This window comes from Streptomyces sp. NBC_01450 (genome assembly GCF_036227505.1).
In the GTDB taxonomy this organism is placed as follows: Bacteria; Actinomycetota; Actinomycetes; order Streptomycetales; family Streptomycetaceae; genus Streptomyces.
The window spans coordinates 3018910-3037396 of record NZ_CP109480.1 but is presented as its reverse complement, the minus strand read 5'-3'; the positions used below and the strand labels follow the sequence as shown (position 1 = coordinate 3037396).

Genomic DNA, 18487 nt, shown 5'->3' with positions numbered 1-18487 from the left:
TACGCTGACGCCATGGACGCACTCGCCGGCCTGCTGGAGGGCCCCCGGGCACGCGGCGCCTTCATGATCCGGGCGTGCTTCGATCCGCCCTGGTGCGTACGCGTCGAGGACCGCGCCCCCCTCACGATCATGCTCGTGGTGCGGGGCGAGGCCTGGGTCGTCCCGGACGAGGGCGAGCGCCTGCTCCTACGGGCCGGTGACCTCGCGATCGCCCGCGGCCCGGACCCGTACACCTGCGCGGACGACCCGGAGACCCCGCCGCAGGCGATGATCCTGCCGGGCGGCGAGTGCACCTACCCCGACGGGCGGTCCCTGAAAGGCCGGTGGGACCTGGACGTCCGCACCTGGGGCGACCGGCTCGACGGCTCCACGGTGCTGCTGATCGGGACGTACATGATGTGCGGCGAGGTCAACGGCAGACTGCTCGACGCCCTGCCGCCGATGCTCTCCCTGACCCCGGACGTGTGGGACTGCCCGCTCACCCCGATCCTCGCCGAGGAGATCGTCCGCGACGAGCCCGGCCAGGAGGTGGTCCTGGACCGACTCCTCGACCTCCTCATGATCGCCGCGCTGCGCGCCTGGTTCTCCCGACCGGAGGCCGCCACCCCCGCCTGGTACCGGGCGCTCGCGGACCCCGTCGTCGGCCGGGTGCTGCGGCTTCTCCAGGACGAACCGGCACACCCCTGGACGGTGGCGACGCTCGCCACGCAGGCCGGAGTGTCCAGGGCCGCGCTGGCCCGCCGCTTCGGCGAACTCGTGGGCGAGCCTCCGATGACGTACCTCACCGGCTGGCGCCTCGCCCTCGCCGCCGACCGGCTGCGCGAAACGGACGACACCCTCGAGGCGATCGCCCGCCACGTCGGCTACGGCAGCGCGTTCGCCCTGTCCAGTGCCTTCAAACGGGTGTACGGAGTCAGCCCGCAGGAGCACCGGACGCGCGCGGCGTAGCCTGACGCACGTGTACGTGGAGCGGGCGTCCCGGTTGGCGGGCGCCGTCGTGTGGTCCCGCGGAGCCTCCGGTTCCACGGTGGGGGCCGTGCTCCCCGACGGCTGCATGGACCTGCTCTGGAACGAGGGACGGCTGCTGGTCGCCGGGCCCGACACCCACGCGTACGCTGCCGAATCCACCACCGGACGCTGGGCGGGCGTCCGCTTCTACCCCGGCACGGGGCCGACGTTCCTCGGCGTACCCGCCCACGAACTCCGTGACCTGCGCGTCGGCCTGGCGGACCTCTGGCCCGCCTCGGAGGTACGGCGCCTCACCGCGCGTGTCGCCGCGGCCGTCGACCCGGTGACCGCGCTGGAGCAGGTGGCACTGGACCGGGCGGCAGCCGTCGAGCCCCCCGACCCGCTGCTGCGGGAGGTCGTCACGGCCCTGGACGCGGGCCGGTCGATCGCGGCGACGGCCGACCGGCTCGGCCTGAGCGCACGCCAGTTGCACCGCCGCTCGCTGACCGCCTTCGGCTACGGCCCCAAGACCCTCGCCCGCGTCCTGCGCCTGCAACGGGCGCTCGCCCTCGCGCGCTCCGGGCTCCCCTTCGCGGAGACGGCGACCCGCTCCGGATTCGCCGATCAGGCCCACCTTGCGCGGGAAATGCGGGCGCTGGCGGGCGCGCCACTGGGGGAACTGCTCGCCCGTTCCTAGTGCCGCGACAGGCAACGTTCGCCCCGTCGCGACGCCCGGCACGCTCCCCCACTGCCTCAAGGGCGTGGGCGGTGCCCCCACTCGCCGCACCGGCCGAAAGCCCAAGTACGTCCGGTCCGTCGACGAGGCCTTCCGGCCGGCACTCCCCCAGCCTTCGGCCGGGGGGACCCCCAGAGCACGCACCGGACGCCGCTCCTTGACGGGCAAACGTTGCCTGCCGCGGCACTAGCGATGCCGCCCGCACGGGCGAAAACCCCGCGACGGATTCTGTGGGCCCTGTCACTGTGGGGCGTGTCATGGGAATCGACACGGCAGACGAACGTAGGACCGGCGGCCTTGCTCCAGCAGGGCGGAGCCTCTACGGGTACCGGGTGCGCGGACGCGAACGCAGTGCCGTCGTGCTGTGGATCGGCGGGCGGGGCGACGAACCGGACCGCGTGCTCACGGTGCCGGAAGCCGGCCGCCGTTACGTTCCCGTGTTCGTGACGGTCCGGCAGGCCCGGCTGTATGCGAGGCGACGAGGCCAGGAGCCGGCCACCACCGAGGTGAACACGCTGGACCTCGGCCGCGTCCAGCACTGGCTGGCGGACCCGGAGCGCCGAAGGGCCCCACTCGGCGCGGTGCTGGAGGCGTGGAACTTCTTCGAGGACCTGGCCCGGGGCCTCGACGCGGTCGACCGGTTGCCGCGGCAGGGAGCACTCCACAACAGCGCCTACGAGAAGCTGTTCGGAGCAGCCCGCGAAGGGGCCGCGTGGACTCCCGACGAACAACGCGCGGTGCTGGAGCTGATCAGAGCCGGGGTGGAGCTGTGGAACTTCTGCCCGGCGCTGGTGAACCCACGCTCGTAGGACCCCCGGTCGGTGGGCCCTCTACTCGGGGAGCCGGGCGAACAGGTCGACGCCGTTGCCGTCCGGGTCGTGCACGACGGCGTACCGCATCCCCCAGAAGGCGTCCCACGGTTTGAGCTCGCCGTGGTACCCGGCGCCGATCAGGTCCGCGTACACGGCGTCCACCTCCGCCGGACTGTCACAGCCGAAGGCGAGCGAGACCCGGCCGCCCCCGTCGGCCGGCGGTCGCCACCCCGCGTGGAACGACCGGATCGTCTCCTCGGTGTCGATCGCCAGCCGGGGCCCGCCGGGCAGTTCGGCCTCGACGTGCGGCTGGTCCTCGGAGCCCTCGGGGAAGACGAGCCCGAGGCGGCGGTAGAAGGCGAGCGTGGCGGCCATGTCGGAGGCGACCAGGCCGATCACGGCGAATCGTGGAGTCATGGGGTCACCGTAGGCAGGGGGCGGGAGCGAGTCTTGAACGAATCGGACAGAGTTCCTCCGAGGGCGGGCGGAATCCGAAATTTTCGCAGCCGACGGGGCGTTGGGGCGGGCGCCGCCGCCCGCATAGGCTCGCGCACATGACCACCCGCGTTCTCGTCTACACCCGTACCACCGCCTACCGGCACGACTCCATCCCGGACGCCGTCACCGCCGTACGGTCGCTGGGCGCGGCACACGGGTTCGCCGTCGACGCCACCGAGGACCCCGGCGCCTTCGAGACGCCCCTCGACCCGTACGCGGCGGTCGTCTTCCTCTCCACCAGCGGGGACGTGCTGACCCCGCGGGGGCGGACCCGGCTCGCGGCGTTCGTCGAGGGCGGCGGCGGGTTCGTCGGAGTGCACGCCGCCGCCTGCACCGAGTACGACTGGCCGTACTACGGCGAACTCCTCGGCGCGCGCTTCGACCGGCATCCGCAGTACCAGCCGGGCAAGGCGCTCGTCGAGGACCACGGCCATCCGGCGACCGAACACCTCCCGCCCGTCTGGGAGTTCACCGACGAGTGGTACGACTTCCGCGCCAGCCCGCGCGGTACGGTCCGCGTTCTCGCCTCCGCCGACGAAACCTCGTACGAGGGCGGGGGCATGGGGCCGGACCACCCCCTCGTGTGGTGCCGGGAACAGGGCGCGGGCAGGGTCTTCTACACCGCGCTCGGGCACGCCTCCCAGGCGTACGAGGACCCCGGCTTCCGCGCGCACCTGCTCGGCGGCATCACGTGGGCGGCCGGTCTCTAAGAGCTCCGTGCCGGGCCCGTACTCGCCCGTTCCACCAGACGCGTCGACAGCTCCGTACGTGTGCCCTCCGGCTGGTCGCCCGCCATCATGCGCACCAGCAGGCGCAGCGCCGTCGCCGCCATCTCGGAGAGCGGCTGGCGGACGGTGGTGAGGGCCGGGGTGGCCCAGCGGGACTCGGGAAGGTCGTCGAAGCCCACCACGCTGATGTCGTCCGGGACCCTCAACTTCCTTTCGGACAGGGCCTGGTAGGCCCCTAAGGCCATCTTGTCGGAGCAGACGAAGACGGCGGTGGGCGGTTCAGGCAGGTCGAGGAGTTCCCGCATGCGGCGATGGGCGCCGGTCTCGCTGAAGCCGCCGTGCCGGACGTACTCGGGGCGATGCCTGACCCCGGCCGAGGCGAGGGCCGAGCGGTAGCCGGCGATCCGGGCGTTGCCGCACATCCTGCGGCGGTGACCACCGATGACGGCTATGCGCTCGTGGCCGAGGGAGAGGAGGTGCTCCGTGGCCAGCACCCCGCCCTGCCAGTTGGCCGCGCCCACCGACACCACGCCGGGCGGTGGTTCGAGGACCGGGTCGATCATCACGAACGGGATGCGGTGCCGCTCGAGCCAGGCGTACTGGGACGGGGTGAGCTCGGCCAGGTTGAACAGCACGCCCGCCGAGCCGCGCGCGGTGAGCTTGTCCAGCCAGCCCCGCTCCGGGCGCCCGCCCCCGGTCCGGGTCAGGCCGGCCGAGACCACCACCTCGAGGCCCGCGTCGTGCGCCGCGCCCTCCACCCCGTGCAGCACCGCCCCCGACCAGGAGCTCTCCAGCGAATGCACCACGAGGTCGACCAGCCCCGGAGGCTTTGTCACCTCGAAGCGGGGTCTGCGGACGTAGCCGAGGCGGTCGAGGGCCTCGGTGACGCGGCGACGGGTCTCCGGGGCCACGTCCTCCCGGCCGTTGACGACCTTCGACGCTGTGGGCACCGACACCCCGGCCGCGCGGGCGACGACCGCCAGGGTGGGTCCGACCGCCGTGCTCACGCTCCCGGTAGGGGCCATCGAGAAACCGCCTCTCCGGCCCGCCCGAGGGCCGTCGAAAGTTTCGCGTCGCGCTGCTCACGCAAGGAGAACCGAGTGACGCATGGTAAGCGCTTCCTACAGTAAGCCCACCTTCGTACGGGCGTGAAGAGGCGGGTATTCGCAGGATCATGCTGGTCAAAACTTTCGAAACATCGAACGCCGACGGGAGGTCACCGGGGAGTGCAGGTGAGCCGGAAGCCGGTGAAGTCGGCGGTGAAGGCGGCGTCGACGAGGTCGTGGGCGCGGATACCGGCGAACGCGCCGGTGAAACGCAGCCGGGATCCGTAGTCGTCGGACAGGCGGCTGAAGTCGAGCGGCGGCCCGATCGGCGTGCGCTCCCCGTCCCGCAGGTACCAGAACTGCGCGTCGGCGCCGTCGACGGTCACGCCCAGGGTGACCGGAGCACCCGCGTCGATGTCGGCGACCGCGACCTGCCGGGCGCCCTCCTCGTCGCGTTCCAACAGACTGAGCACCGTGCGGCCGGCGCCCTGCCACTGCTGGCCGCGCTGTGGCTCGCCCTCGAGTTCGGCCCAGGTCAGATCGAGCGTGAGATACGACGCGGTGTCGTACCACAGCAGCAGGCCCGCGGCCTGGGTGAAGGTGCGCGGTGCGGCCTCGACCGTGACCTCGGCCTCCGCGTGGTGCTCCGTGATCCGCTGGGCGAGCAGGCTCTGCTCCCACCGGGACTCCGGGCCCTGACGGCCGCGCAATCGGATCCAGCCGGGGCGGCCGCTGGTGTCGGCCCAGGACGGATCCGGGTATGTGCGCAGGGTGCTCCACGGCCAGGACAGCGCGTCGGTCCCGGGTCCGGCAGCCGGGGGCCGTGGACCGGGGCTAGGTCCTGTCGTCAAATTCCCGTCGTCCGCCCAGAGGGCGGGCCCGGCGGCGTCAGGTGCGTGCTCTCGGCGTGCCGGGCACAGACCCTCGTACTGGATGTACTCGGGTCTGTGCCCGGTGCGGCGAGTGGGGGCACCTCCCACGCCCTTCAGGCAGTGGGGGAGCGTGCATGGCGTCGCAGGGCAGACGGGAATTTGACGACAGGGCCTAGCGGGTACGTCGACCTCGACCGCCGGGTGTCGGCCGCCCTGGCGCAGCCGGGGCCAGCCGTCCGCGTCCCAGGTCACGGCCTGGATCGCGGTCTCGCGGCCGAGGGTGCAACGGGGTCCGTCCGGGGTCCGCAGCGGGCGGGCCGCCAGATGGGTCATGAACCACTCGCCGTCCGGTGTCTCGACCAGTTCCGCGTGCCCGGCCTTCTGCAACGGCGCTTCAGGGGCGTCCCGGGTCGTCAGCAGGGCCCGGCCGTCGAGCTCGTACGGGCCGGTGATGGTCCGGCTGCGTGCCACCAGCACGCCGTGCTCGAATCCCGTGCCGCCCTCCGCGAGCACGAGAAGGTACCAGCCGTCGCGCCGCAACAACTTGGGGCCCTCGATGAGCCGTTCGTGCTGGAGTAGCAGGTGTGTGTCGCCGAGCGGGGTGAGGGTGTCGCGGTCGAGTTCGCTCAGCACGATCCCCGCGAAGCGCTCGCCGCCGGGACGGTGGTCGCTCTGCATGTTGAGCAGCCACAGCCGTCCCTCGTCGTGGAAGAGCGCGGGGTCGAAGCCATGGCTGCCGACACGGCGCGGGGCGGCCCACTCCCCGGCCACGTCGGTGGCGGTGGTGACGTAGGTGTCCAGGTCGAAGTAGGCGGTGCCCACCGAGCGCACGATCGAGTAGACGACCCAGAACCGCTCGCCGTCCCAGCTCAGCGACGGCGCCCAGATGCCGCCCGAGTCGGGAACCCCCGCCAGCGAGTTCCCCGGGACCGCGCCCCGCACATGTCCCGCGTACTCCCAGTGCGCCAGGTCGCGGGACCGGTGGAGGGGGATGGTGGGGAACCACTCGAACGAGCTGGTGGCCACGTAGTACCACTCGCCGGCCCGGATCAGCGAGGGGTCCGGGGCGAAGCCGCGGATGACGGGATTGCGCGCCACGGCCCGGGGCGCTGTCATTTGAGGGCTCCCAGGGTGACGCCGGTGCGCCAGTAGCGGCGCATCGCGACCATCATGATCGCCATCGGCACGATGGACAGCAGCGCGCCGGTCAGGACGAGGCTCGTCAGGTCGATGCCGGACTCCAGCCGTTTGCCGGTCCAGTTGTACAGGCCGATGTTGAGGGTCCAGTTCTTCTCGCCGCGCAGCACGGTCAGCGGGAGGAAGAACGCGTTCCAGGTGTTGACGAAGGCGAGCAGGAACACGGTGGCGCCGCCTGTCGTCATCATCCGCAGCACGATGCTGAAGAAGATCCGCAGCTCTCCGGCGCCGTCGAGGCGGGCCGCCTCCAGGAGTTCGAAGGGGATCGTGGCCTCGGCATAGACCTTGGCCAGGTACACGCTGAACGGGTTGATCAGACAGGGGATGAGCATGGCCCACGGGGTGTCGACCAGCCCGATCCGCGAGAACAGCAGGTACAGGGGGAGGGTCAGCAGGGCGAGCGGGATCAGGAAGGATCCCACGACGCACGCGAACACCACGCCCCGCCCCGGGAACTCGAATCGGGCCAGGCCGTATCCGGTGGCGAGGGCGATCAGGGTGCCGCCGAGGGAGCCGACTCCCGCGTACAGGAAGGAGTTGGCGGTCCAGCGCAGGAAGATGCCGTCCTCGTAGGTGAACAGCTGGTGCAGGTTGTCCCACAGGTGCAGGCCGGAGAACCACAGGCCGTTGCTCTGGTACAGCCCGGTCCGGTCCTTGGTGGCGGCGACGATCAGCCACCACACCGGGAAGAGGCTGTAGGCGCTGGCCAGGATCAGACCGACCAGGAGGAAGCGCTGGCCACCCCGCCCGCGGGAGGCGCCGTCGGGGCGGGTGAGCCGCCGGACGGGACGGGCGGGGGGCCGCTCGGTGGTGGGTTGGCTCCGGTGTTGCGTCAGCATCGTCAGTCGACCTCCTTCGAAGTGAACCGGTAGAAGAGGAAGGAGGCGACGCCGAGGATGAGGGCGAGCAGCACCGACAGGGCAGCGGCGTAGTGGTAGTTGCCTGCGTTGAACGCCTGGTTGTAGATGATCATGATCGGGGTGAAGCTGTCGTCGACCGTCTGCGGCGTGACGTTCCTGAACAGCGCGGGCTCGTTGAAGATCTGCAGCATCTGGATGATGGACAGCAGGCCGGTCAGCACCAGGGCTCCGCGCACGTACGGGATCTTGATGCTGCGCGCGATGCGCGCCTCGGAGGCGCCGTCGAGGCGTGCGGCCTCGAACAGGTCGCGGGGCACGCCCTGGAGCGCCGAGTAGATGATCACCATGTTGTAGCCGATGCCGTGCCAGGTGAGCAGGTTGCCGATGGACGGCCAGACCATCGAGGGCGCGAAGAAGTTCCAGTGGAACCCGAAGAGGTCGCCCAGCGATGTCAGCGGGCCCACGGTGGGGCTGTAGAGGTTGACCCACACGATGGCGGCGACCACACCGGGGATCATGTACGGGACCAGCAGCAGGATCCGGAACCTGCCCGCCGCCCGTGCGGTGAGCGCGTCCAGCGACAGGGCCAGCAGCAGGCTGAGGGCGAGCATCACCGGGATCTGGACGCAGGCGAACAGGAACACCCGCAGGACGGAGTTCATGAACGCCGAATCGGTCAGGCCGTGCTGGTAGTTGTCCAGGCCGACGAACTTCTGCGTCGTGCCGCCGAGGCCGAGTCCGGACTGCTGTTCCAGGAACAGGGACTGGTGGACGGCGTAGCCGATCGGGACGAGGTACAGGAAGACGAAGCCGAGCTGGAAGGGCACCGTGAAGGCGGCACCCTTCCAGCGCTGGGAGCGGATCATGCGGGGAGCCTTTAGTTCTTGACGCTGATGCCGCGGGACTTGAGGTCGTCCACCGTCCACTCCTGCATGTGGGCCAGCAGGTCGGTGACCTTCTGGTCCTTGTTGACGACCTTGGCCCAGCCGCTCTGCATCTCCGTGAACATCGCGGTCCAGTCCGGGCCGAAGGTCCAGTCGCCGGTGACCGTGTTCAGGCTGTCCGTCACGACCTTTTTGCCCGGCTCGTAGTTGTCCCCGAGCAGCTTGTCGGAGATGGCCTCGCCGACGTACGCGTCGCTGTCGGCCAGCGCGGGCATGACGCCGTTGCCGGTGGCCGGGCTCGCCATGGTCTTGACCGCACCGGTGTCGGTGGACATCCACAGAGCCGCCCGGGCCGCCTGCTCCTGGTTCTCGCACTGCTTGGTGACCAGGGTCAGTCCGCCGCTCTGGTTGGTTCCGGCCGGGGTCTTGGCCGCCTCACCCTTGAAGGTCGGCCATGGGGACAGGGCCCACTTCCCGTTGGACTGCGTGAAGTTCTGGACCATGCCGGCCATCTGCCAGGTGGAGATCTGCCGGGTCGCCGTGCCGCCCTTGTCGTAGTTGCGCTGCACGGCCGCGTAGTCGGCGAAGGAGAGCTTGGAGTTCAGGTCGTTGTCGATGATCTCCTGGATCGTCCGCGCGGCCTCGAGGGAGCCCGCGTCCTGGAAGTTCACCTTCCACGCGTCGCCGTCGATGCCGTACCAGTGCGCCCCGGCCTGCATCGCGAGCACCTCGAGCGTGCTCGGATCCTCACCGGCGTAGTTGGTGAGCTTGATTCCGTGCTTCTTCAGCACCTTCCCGGCGGCTATGAAGTCGTCCCAGGTCGCCGACGCCTTCAGGCCGTACTTCTGGAAGATGTCGGTGCGGTAGATGGTGAAGGCGGGCGCCGAGCTGGTGGGAACGCCGTAGACCTTGCCCTGCACCTGGGCACCGGACCAGGCGCCGGTGTTGAACTTGTCCTTGTCGGCCTCGACGTACTTGGTGATGTCGGCGAGGGCGCCCTGCGAGACCCACGTGGTCACGTACTCGGCGGTGTTCTGCACGAGGCAGGGGGCGTTACCGGCCTTGACGGCGTTGGTCAGCTGCTTCTGCATGGTCAACTGGTCGGTGACCTTCGTGTACTTGAGCTTGATGTCCTTGTGGCTCGCGTTGAAGGCCTTGACGACGGCTTCCTGGCCGTTGGCCCAGCCCCAGAAGGGGAGGGTGACCGGACCGGAGGAGGACGAGTCCTTGGAACCGGATCCACCGCACGCGGTGAGCAGGCCGGTCAGCGCGAGACCCGCGACGGCGGCGTGGACGACTCTTCTGCGGGGGCTGATGGAGTTCATCTGACCGTGATCCTTCGGGAGGTTGGCGTTCTCAGAACGAGAGGACGGAGGCTCCGTGTCGGCCGGGAAACGGCGGCCGGAAAACCGTCGGGTCGGCTCGCGATTACGGGGTCGGGCCAAGCGGAAGCGGTAGTAAACGGTTGCTGTGGACCGTAGGCCGCGTAGGAAGCCCCTAGCAAGAGGTCTGCCGAAATTTGTTACGCCGGGCTGTCCGTGAGGTGATGCGTAGCGCCGCCGTGTGCCTCGACACGAGCAGGAAAGTGCGCAGGTCGGAGGAGTTTCGGTGATGGCCGCGCGGCCTTCTGCCCGCGCGGAGCACGCTCTTGACGAGCCGCGAAAACGTGGTGAAAACGCTTACGTAACGCGGCTGCGAAACACGCTAGGACCGCTGGGCGGGTGGCTGGACGGAGTGCCGTACGACGACATGCGTACCCAGCACCAGGTGCTCGCCGTCGCCGCCCTTGCGACGGCCGGCGCCGCCCTCTCGCCGGTCGGCCACCGCGCGCAGTGCGACGCGGCCCATCTCCTCGTACGGGACGTGCACGGTCGTCAGTTGCGGAGTGAGTTGCGAGGCCAGGGGGATGTCGTCGTAGCCGACGATCGAGACGTCCTCGGGCACTCTCATCCCGGCCGCGCGAAGGGCCTGCATGGCACCGGCGGCGACCACGTCGGTCCCCGCGAGCACGGCCGTGAAGTCGAGCCCCCGCCGCAGACTCTCCTCGACGGCGTCGTACCCGTGCTCGTAGCTGTACGCACCGTGCAGCACCAGGTCCGGATCGAAGGGCACGCCGTACGCCTCGAAGGCCCGCCGCGCACCGTTCAACCGGCCCTGTGCCGTGGTGAGTTCGGCTGGGCCCGGCAGTACAAGGACGCGGCGATGGCCCGCGGACAGGAGGTGGCTGGCCATGGCGTAGGCGCCGCCCTCGTTGTCGTAGTCGACCGTCGTGGCCGGTACGTCGCCCTCCAGCGGCGGCCTGCCGACCAGCACGAGATGCGAGCCCGCCGCGTCGAGGGAGCGTGCGAACCGGGCCATTCTCAGCTGGTACTCGTCGAAGTCGTACGCCCCGCCGAGCAGGATCACCGCGGCGACGCCCTGCTGGCGCATGAGGTTCACCAGCGCGAGTTCCCGCTCCGGGTCGTCCCCCGTGGTGCCGACCAGCGAGAGCCAGCCCCGCAGCGAGGCGGCACCCTCGACTCCCTTGGCCACGTGCGCGAACGCGGCCCCCGTGATGTTGTTGATGAGGATGGCCACCGTCGGCGTGCCGCCGCCGGCGAGGGAGCGGGCGTGGGCGTTGGTGACGTAGTCCAGGTCCCGTACGACCTTCATCACGCGTCGGCGCAGTTCGCCCGAGACCGGATAGTTGCCGGACAGGACGCGCGAGACGCTGGCGACCGAGACGCCCGCCTGCTCCGCCACGTCCCGGATGGTGGCCCGGCCGGCGTCGCTCGATGCCTTGCGCTGACTCACCGTAGCGGCTCCTTCGCCCTAGCGACTGCTTGACCGGACGTGCCGGGGGGACGCCCCTGCCGGTGCCGAAACCGTATCCCATGGTTTCTTCGAGGCAGGGCGGGTCGTCGGCGGTGCGGGACTCAGGCGACACGGGTCAGATCCGCGTGACGTACCTCGTGGGTCGGCGGCAGGCCCGCGGCCAGGCGTTCCAGCTCCTCGACGACGATGCCGCCGAGGCGTGCCAGCTCGTTGCCGAGAGAGCCGGCGATGTGCGGGGTGAGGAAGACGTTGGGCAGGCCGTACAACGGAGATCCGGCGGGCAGCGGCTCGGGTTCGGTGACGTCCAGCACGGCACTCAACCGACCGGAGAGCAACTCGTCGGTGAGCGCGGCGGGGTCCACCAGGGCTCCGCGGGAGGTGTTGATCAGTACGCCGCCGTCCCTGATGAGCGCGAGGCGGTCGCGGTCGAGCATGCGGTGGGTCTCGGGGATGTCCGGGGCGTGCAGGCTGACGATGTCGCTGGTGCTCAACAGGTCCTCCAGGGACAGTGGTTCGGCCCCGAGCGCGGCCGCTTCCGTGGCGCCCACATAGGGGTCGTACAGCGAGACGGCGAGGTCGAACGGCCGTAGCAGTTCCAGCAGCCGGCGGCCCACGCGTGAGGCGCCGATGATCCCCACCCGCCGGCCGAGATTGCCCGTGTCGGCGGTCTCGGCGGGGGAGGGGTAGGCGTGGGTGCCGCGGAAGCGCTCGCGGTGCGCGAACGTGTCCTTTCCGCAGAGAAGGATCATGGCGAGGGTGTACTCCGCGACCGGTAGCGCGTTACTGGTCACCGCGCTGGCGACGGTCACTCCGCCCTGCCACAGGGCCTCGCCGACCAGCGACCGGACGGAGCCCGCGGCGTGCAGGACGGTGCGCAGCCGGGGCGCCGCGGCCAGCACCTCCGCGTCGAGGTGGGGGCAGCCCCACCCGGTGATCAGTACCTCGGCCCGGGACAACGCGTCCGCCACCGCCGGATCGGCGAAGTCCCGCACGACGAGCACGGGGTCGAGGTCGGCCGCCTGCTGGAGACGTGCCAGCAGTGGCGGAGGGAAGAGCAGAGGCAGGTGCACCGGATCCATGGCGAACACGGCCCTCGGCAGCTGGGCGCTGGGCATGACTCTCCTGAGGCGCTGGGGGAAACATTTTCAGAAAACGTCTTCTACCGTAGATCTGGCAGGAAGTGCGGGTCAATCGTGCGACACGGAGAGCCGCGTGCGGAGGGCTGCGGAGCTGTCCGGCCGTATGCGCCCATGTCATGGCAGGGCGAAGCGGCACGATCTGGGGATCGCGCGGATGCGGGGCGGCCCACGCCTGTATCGCGGGCGCGCACCCTGATTCGGCCCTGGGTCGAAAACGGTTACTTGGCATGCGCGCAGGGCCGCGGCTACGGTTTCCGTCAGGCGGCCCTTCCCTTCCAGGTCAGACCCTGTGGTTGAGCGAGGCGACTGGGGCGCTGAAACAACCGGTTTCCGGCATGGACGTCGAGAGAACCGTCAGCTTCCTCGTCGACCGTGGTGATCGGGCTGCGTCCGGCCGGCTCCCCGACTGTCGTCGAGACCGTGGTCCGGGAGACTCCCGCCAGACGCGCCAACTGAACTCCGTGCACGGGTCCTTGTGTGACCAACAGGGCGTTGATCTGCCCTTCGCCCGACCGTCGGAGACTGCGCGGCTCCTCTCCGGCCCGTCGGCTCATCTCGCTGAGACGGCCCATTGTTTTCGAAAGTTCGTCAAGACGCTTGACGCGGTTTCCGCGCCGGAAGAAGCTCTGCCCCATCGCCCAACAACCGGTTGCCCAGCCAATCGGTCCGCGATCGCCAGGCCGCCGGAACACCGGTGGCCAACCTCCAGGCCGCGGCCTCCGTGATGTACGTCGTACCCATCCTGCTGATCTTCCTCGTGGCCCAGCGCGGTTTCGTCGGCGGGATGTCGACCTCCGGCCTCAAGTGACCTTCCGTTCCCGCTAGTTCACCCTCGCAAGGAGTCATACATGAACACGCCTCTGTCCCGTCGTACGGCCCTGCGGGCGGCCGGCGCCACCGTGCTCGCCGCCGGAGCGTCCGGCCTGACCGCCACGGCGGCCCAGGCGGACGACCACAACTCCCGTCCCAAGCTGGTCACTTACCCACGCCCGGCCGCCATGCCGACCAACACCAGCTTCAAGGTGCGAGTCCGTACCGCCCCCGACGGCGACTGGCAGACCCTCGACATCTACCGGCCACAGTTCGAGGAGATCAACGCCACCACCGGATCGGGCAAGGTCTACAGCTCGTCGATGGCGTACTTCGACTTCGACTGCTCGGTCGAGATCGAGGTCACCTACCTCAAGGGCGGCACCACCAAGGCCCGGGTGAGACCGGACGCGCTGGGCATCACGCCCGAACTCCTCGGTGACACCCTTCGGTTCACCCTCGACGAGCCGAAGGACGTCGTCGTCCAGATCAACGACGAGATATTCGACGCCCTGCACCTCATCACCAACCGCGTCGAGCACCACACCCCGTCCGCCGACGACCCGAACGTCATCTACTTCGGCCCCGGCGTCCACACCGTCACCGGCAACGTCCTCCTGGTCCCCAGCGGCAAGACCGTCCACCTCGCGGGTGGCGCCGTCCTGACCGCGCAGGTCTACTTCAAGGACGTGGAGCGGTCCCGCCTCACCGGCCACGGAGTGCTGTACAACAACCCCGGCGGCGCCATCCTCTGCGAGGGCAGCAAGAACATCCGGGTCGAGGACGTCATCATCCTCAACCCGGCCGGCTACGCGGGCACGTTCGCGGAGAGCAAGAACGTCCACATCACCAAGGCGCGCGCGTTCAGTTCACGGGGCAACGGCGACGGGTTCGACGTCTTCTCCTCGACCGGGATCACCTTCGACGGCTGCTTCATGCGCAACTCCGACGACTGCATCGCCATCTACTGCCACCGCTGGGACTACTACGGCGACACCCGCGACATCACCGTCAAGAACTGCACCCTGTGGGCCGACGTCGCGCACCCGATCAACGTCGGCACGCACGGCAACTCCGACGCGCCCGAGACGATCGAGAACCTCGTCATCAAGAACATCGACATCCTCGACCACCGCGAACCCCAGATGAACTACCAGGGCTGCATCGCCCTCAACCCCGGCGACTCCAACCTGATCAAGAACGTCCGCATAGAGGACGTCCGGATCGAGGACTTCCGCTGGGGCCAGGTCATTTACATGAAGGTCATGTTCAACACGAAGTACAACACCTCGGTGGGCCGCGGTATCGACGGCGTCTACGTCAAGAACCTCAGCTACACGGGCACACACGCCAAACCGTCGCTCTTCCTCGGCTACGACGCCGAACACGCCATCAGCAACGTCACGTTCGAGAACCTGGTGATCAACGGGGTCGTCGTCGCCGACTCGATGAAGAAGCCGAGCTGGTACTACACCACCGACGAGATCCAGTGGTTCTACAACGAGCACGTCACCAACCTGAAGTTCCTCACCACCGCCGAGGCCGAGGCGGCCGCCGCGTCATGACCACCCCCGCACCTCTAGGACCTGTCGTTCGGATCCTGTCGCAGACGCGGGGTCTGGTGCGCGCATCTGCCGCGTTGTCGTCACTCGCCGACTCCCCCACTCTCGACTTCGCTCGAGCGGGGGGACCCCCATCGCGTCGACTCCCTCCTCCGCCTTGCAGCTGCACGCACCAGACCCCGCTCAGCGGTGTTGATCGGTTGCCGCCACTGTCCTGCGACCTGATCCGAACGACAGGCCCCAGCCGCCGGGGCTTCCTCGGCGGCACCGCGGCCCTGCTGCTGGCGGTGGGCGCGAGCGGACCGTTCGCGCCCACCGCCGCCCGGGCCGCCGAGAACCACACCGGCGCCGGACTCTTCACCCACCCAGGCCTGCTGCACACCGCCGACGACCTCGCCCGCATGAAAGCGGCGGTCGCCGCCAAGCAATCCCCGGTCCACGACGGCTACTCGGCGCTCGCGGCCCACGCCCGCTCCTCCGCGTCGTACACCGTGCAGAACACGGGCCAGATCACCACCTGGGGCCGCGGCCCCGCCAACTACCAGGCCCAGGCCGTCGCCGACTCGGCCGCGGCCTACCAGAACGCCCTCATCTGGTCCGTCACCGGCAACGCCGCGCACGCCGACAAGGCCCGCGACATCCTCAACGCCTGGTCCGCCTCGCTCACCGCCATCACCGGAGCCGACGGCCCGCTCGGCGCGGGCCTGCAGGCCTTCAAGTTCGTCAACGCGGCCGAACTGCTGCGCCACACCGGCTACGACGGCTGGAGCGACGCCGACATCGCGCGCTGCGAGGAGTCCTTCCTGCGCGTCTGGTATCCGGCCCTGTCCTGCTACACGCTCTACGCCAACGGCAACTGGGACCTGACGTCCCTTCAATCCCTGCTGGCCATAGGCGTGTTCTGCGAGGAGCCCACGCTCTTCCACGACGCTCTGCGCTTCGCCGCGGCGGGCGCGGGCAACGGCAGCGTCCCGCACCGCATTGTCACCGACGCCGGACAGGGCCAGGAGAGCGGCCGCGACCAGGGCCACGAACAGCTCGCGGTCGGCCTGCTCGCGGACGCCGCCCAGGTCGCCTGGAACCAGGGCGTCGATCTGTGGGGGTACGACGACCACCGTATCCTCGCCAACTTCGAGTACGCCGCCCGCTACAACCTCGGCGGCGACGTCCCCTTCGTCCCCGACCTCGACCGCACCGGCAAGTACATCAAGAAGACCGTCTCGGCCACCGGGCGCGGCACCCTGCCACCGATCTACGAGATGGCGTACGCGCACTACGCCGGCGTCCGCGGCCTCGACGCCCCGTACACGAGAAGCTCCGTCTTCCGCGGCACCGGCGGCGCCCGCGTCGTCGAGGGCAGCAACGACGACCTGCCCAGTTGGGGCACCTTCGCCTACGCCGGCGCGACAGCACCCTCGCCGGCCGTACCGACGGCTCCGGCGGGCGTCACGGCGGTGGGCGAGGGCAAGACCGTCACCGTGACCTGGCTGCCGTCCGCGTGGGCCTCCTCCTACACGGTCCGGCGGGCCGTCTCCGTGGAGGGCCCGTACGAGGAGGTCGCGTCCGGGGTCGGGAAACCGACGTACACCGACAGCGGCGTACACGCCTGCCGGACGTACTTCTACACGGTCGTCGCCTCCAACTCCCTGGGCAACAGTGCCAGTTCGACCTGGGCGGCGGCCACCGCCGGTCTCCCCGAACCCTGGTCGACCCGGGACATCGGCAAGGTGCGGATCCCGGGCGCCGCCGTCTTCGACGGCGAACGGTTCGTCCTGGAGGCGTCCGGCACCGCCGACACCTACCGTCTGGCGCACCTCGCGCTGCACGGCGACGGCGCGGTCACCGCACGGATCGTGTGGCCGCTCAGCTCGCAGTACTCCAAGATCGGTGTCACCGTCCGCGCCTCGCTCGACGCGGACGCGGCGCACGCCGCCATGCTGATCCAGGGGCTGCCGCTGCACACCTGGAGCGGCGTGTGGACCGTACGCCCACAGGCCGGGATGCCCGTCTCCGCTACCGGCAGCACGCCCGTGCCCGCCTCCCAGCAACAGGCGATCACCACCGGCGCGTCCTTTCCGATCTCCGACCTCGGCGAGCTGCCGGAGTCGGCCACACCGCTGGAAGCGCCGTACGTCGAGGGTGCGGGCGACGGCTACCGACTGCGGGCCCCGTACTGGGTTCGGGTGACCCGCAGGGGCCCCCGCTGTACCGGGGCCATCTCCCCGGACGGCATCCGGTGGACCGAAGTCGGCTCCACGGACGTCGAGCTGGGGCACACCGCCTACGCGGGCCTGGCCCTCACCTCATGCCTCGGCGTCGACGAGGACTACGCCGAGACGGGCACCGGCGCCTTCGACAACGTCAGCGTCTCCTCCCCGCACGGAGAAGTCTGGTCCGTTCCCCGCCCCCGTCGCACCGCGACCGACCTGCGGGCCGCCACCGGCGCCGACGCCGTCGAGCTGACCTGGACCGACCCGGACCCCGCGGCTCGGTACACGGTGCTGCGCTCCACACGCGACGCCGGACCGTACGAGACGCTCGCCTCCCGCGTCGGCCCGGTCGGCTTCGGCACCCGACTCCGGTACGCGGACGCGACCGGGACGCCCGGAACGACGTATTACTACGCGGTCGCGAAGACCAACACCGGCGGCCGCGGTCCGCGTTCGGCGCGCGCGTCCGCCACGATGCCGACCCCGGCCAAGCCCGAACTCACCTCCCCGAGCACCGCGTTCGCCAACCAGGGCGTCGTCTTTCGGCATCTGCTGCGCGCCTCGCACGAGCCCGTACGGTTCACCGCGGACGGCCTGCCCGACGGGCTCCGCGTCGACCGGCGCACCGGCCTCGTCTCCGGAACTCCCACCCGGACAGGTGAGTTCACCGTCACCACGACCGCGGGCAACGCGTCCGGGACCGCATCCGGCACCCTGACTCTCATGGTGGGCACGCCGCCACCCGCCCCCTGGACGTACGGCGACCTCGGCGACGTCGTCCTCGACGACCGGGACTTCGGGACCCTCGGCGTGGTGGCGATCCGCACCCCCGGCAGCACCGCGTACGACGGGGGAACCTTCTCGGTCCGCGGCGCGGGGGTCGACCTCAATGTCAACGGCCAAGGGATGACGGGCCAGTTCGTACGACAGCCCGTCACCGGCGACTGCGAGATCACCACCCGGCTTCTCTCGCGTACCGGCGCCAGTGGCGATCGCGTGGGGGTGCTCATGGCCAAGTCCCTGTCGCCCTTCGACCAGGCTGCCGGGGTGATCGTCACGGGCGGCACCACCGTACAGCTCATGCTCCGCACGACCGTGGCGGGTGCCTCCGCCTTCTCGGGCACCACCGCGGTCACCCTCCCCGGCCTGCTGCGGCTGAAGCGCACCGGGACCGCCTTCAGCGCAGCCGTCTCCACCGACGACGGCGCCACCTGGACCCCCCTCGCCGCGGGAGAGATCCCCGGCTTCGGTGACGCCCCCTACTACGTGGGCCTCGTGGTCTGCTCGCGCAGCCCCCTGGTCCGCAGCACCACCGAGTTCGACGAGGTGAGCATCACCTCTCTCTAGATCCTCCACTGGATTGGAGCTGAA

Annotated in this window: 14 protein-coding genes and 1 pseudogene; 7 read left to right on the top strand and 8 right to left on the bottom strand. The window is 70.2% G+C overall.

Features of this window, described 5'->3' with window-relative positions:
• The first annotated feature begins 12 nt into the window (after positions 1 to 12).
• From OG568_RS13735 to OG568_RS13725, 3 genes are all read left to right on the top strand, one after another.
• Positions 13 to 948: an AraC family transcriptional regulator gene (locus OG568_RS13735; RefSeq protein ID WP_329531728.1), complete on the top strand. Its 936-nt coding sequence runs from the start codon at positions 13 to 15 to the stop codon at positions 946 to 948.
• Between the two features lie 10 nt (positions 949 to 958).
• Complete coding sequence (locus tag OG568_RS13730) at positions 959 to 1645, top strand: helix-turn-helix domain-containing protein (protein ID WP_329531727.1); 687 nt, start codon at positions 959 to 961, stop codon at positions 1643 to 1645.
• 371 nt (positions 1646 to 2016) lie between these two features.
• Positions 2017 to 2493 carry a hypothetical protein gene (locus OG568_RS13725; protein ID WP_329531726.1) on the top strand — a complete coding sequence of 159 codons (477 nt, stop codon included), beginning with the start codon at positions 2017 to 2019 and terminating at the stop codon, positions 2491 to 2493.
• A 21-nt stretch (positions 2494 to 2514) separates the two neighbouring features.
• Here OG568_RS13725 and OG568_RS13720 read toward each other — a convergent pair whose 3' ends face one another.
• Positions 2515 to 2913, bottom strand: a complete 399-nt coding sequence (locus OG568_RS13720) for a VOC family protein (RefSeq protein WP_329531725.1) — start codon at positions 2911 to 2913, stop codon at positions 2515 to 2517.
• 137 nt (positions 2914 to 3050) lie between these two features.
• Here OG568_RS13720 and OG568_RS13715 point away from each other — a divergent pair, with 137 nt between their 5' ends.
• Positions 3051 to 3704 carry a ThuA domain-containing protein gene (locus OG568_RS13715; RefSeq protein ID WP_329531724.1) on the top strand — a complete coding sequence of 218 codons (654 nt, stop codon included), beginning with the start codon at positions 3051 to 3053 and terminating at the stop codon, positions 3702 to 3704.
• Here the strand turns inward: OG568_RS13715 and OG568_RS13710 are convergent.
• The 7 genes from OG568_RS13710 to OG568_RS13680 all read right to left on the bottom strand — a co-directional run bounded on the left by OG568_RS13710 (position 3701) and on the right by OG568_RS13680 (position 12510).
• Complete coding sequence (locus tag OG568_RS13710) at positions 3701 to 4747, bottom strand: LacI family DNA-binding transcriptional regulator (RefSeq protein ID WP_329531723.1); 1047 nt, start codon at positions 4745 to 4747, stop codon at positions 3701 to 3703. The two genes, OG568_RS13715 and OG568_RS13710, sit on opposite strands and share 4 nt — an antisense overlap.
• Before the next feature lie 191 nt (positions 4748 to 4938).
• The gene (locus tag OG568_RS13705) at positions 4939 to 6756 is read right to left on the bottom strand and encodes a glycoside hydrolase family 43 protein (protein ID WP_329531722.1); all 1818 of its coding nucleotides are present in this window, start codon (positions 6754 to 6756) and stop codon (positions 4939 to 4941) included.
• Complete coding sequence (locus OG568_RS13700) at positions 6753 to 7676, bottom strand: carbohydrate ABC transporter permease (protein ID WP_329531721.1); 924 nt, start codon at positions 7674 to 7676, stop codon at positions 6753 to 6755. The genes OG568_RS13705 and OG568_RS13700 overlap by 4 nt, the downstream gene beginning before the upstream one ends.
• A gap of 2 nt (positions 7677 to 7678) precedes the next feature.
• A complete protein-coding gene (locus OG568_RS13695; RefSeq protein WP_329531720.1) occupies positions 7679 to 8563 on the bottom strand; it encodes a carbohydrate ABC transporter permease in 885 nt (294 codons plus the stop codon).
• A gap of 11 nt (positions 8564 to 8574) precedes the next feature.
• Positions 8575 to 9906: an ABC transporter substrate-binding protein gene (locus OG568_RS13690; RefSeq protein WP_329531719.1), complete on the bottom strand. Its 1332-nt coding sequence runs from the start codon at positions 9904 to 9906 to the stop codon at positions 8575 to 8577.
• A gap of 379 nt (positions 9907 to 10285) precedes the next feature.
• A complete protein-coding gene (locus tag OG568_RS13685) occupies positions 10286 to 11374 on the bottom strand; it encodes a LacI family DNA-binding transcriptional regulator (RefSeq protein ID WP_329531718.1) in 1089 nt (362 codons plus the stop codon).
• A gap of 122 nt (positions 11375 to 11496) precedes the next feature.
• Positions 11497 to 12510, bottom strand: a complete 1014-nt coding sequence (locus tag OG568_RS13680) for a hydroxyacid dehydrogenase (RefSeq protein WP_266586908.1) — start codon at positions 12508 to 12510, stop codon at positions 11497 to 11499.
• 703 nt (positions 12511 to 13213) lie between these two features.
• Here OG568_RS13680 and OG568_RS13675 point away from each other — a divergent pair.
• The 3 genes and pseudogenes from OG568_RS13675 to OG568_RS13665 form a co-directional block, all read left to right on the top strand.
• Positions 13214 to 13342, top strand: a pseudogene (locus OG568_RS13675) (carbohydrate ABC transporter permease); the annotation flags it as partial.
• A 40-nt stretch (positions 13343 to 13382) separates the two neighbouring features.
• Positions 13383 to 14909: a glycosyl hydrolase family 28 protein gene (locus OG568_RS13670; protein WP_329531717.1), complete on the top strand. Its 1527-nt coding sequence runs from the start codon at positions 13383 to 13385 to the stop codon at positions 14907 to 14909.
• Positions 14910 to 15106: 197 nt separating this feature from the next.
• Positions 15107 to 18463 carry an alginate lyase family protein gene (locus OG568_RS13665; RefSeq protein ID WP_329531716.1) on the top strand — a complete coding sequence of 1119 codons (3357 nt, stop codon included), beginning with the start codon at positions 15107 to 15109 and terminating at the stop codon, positions 18461 to 18463.
• Positions 18464 to 18487 lie beyond the last annotated feature (24 nt).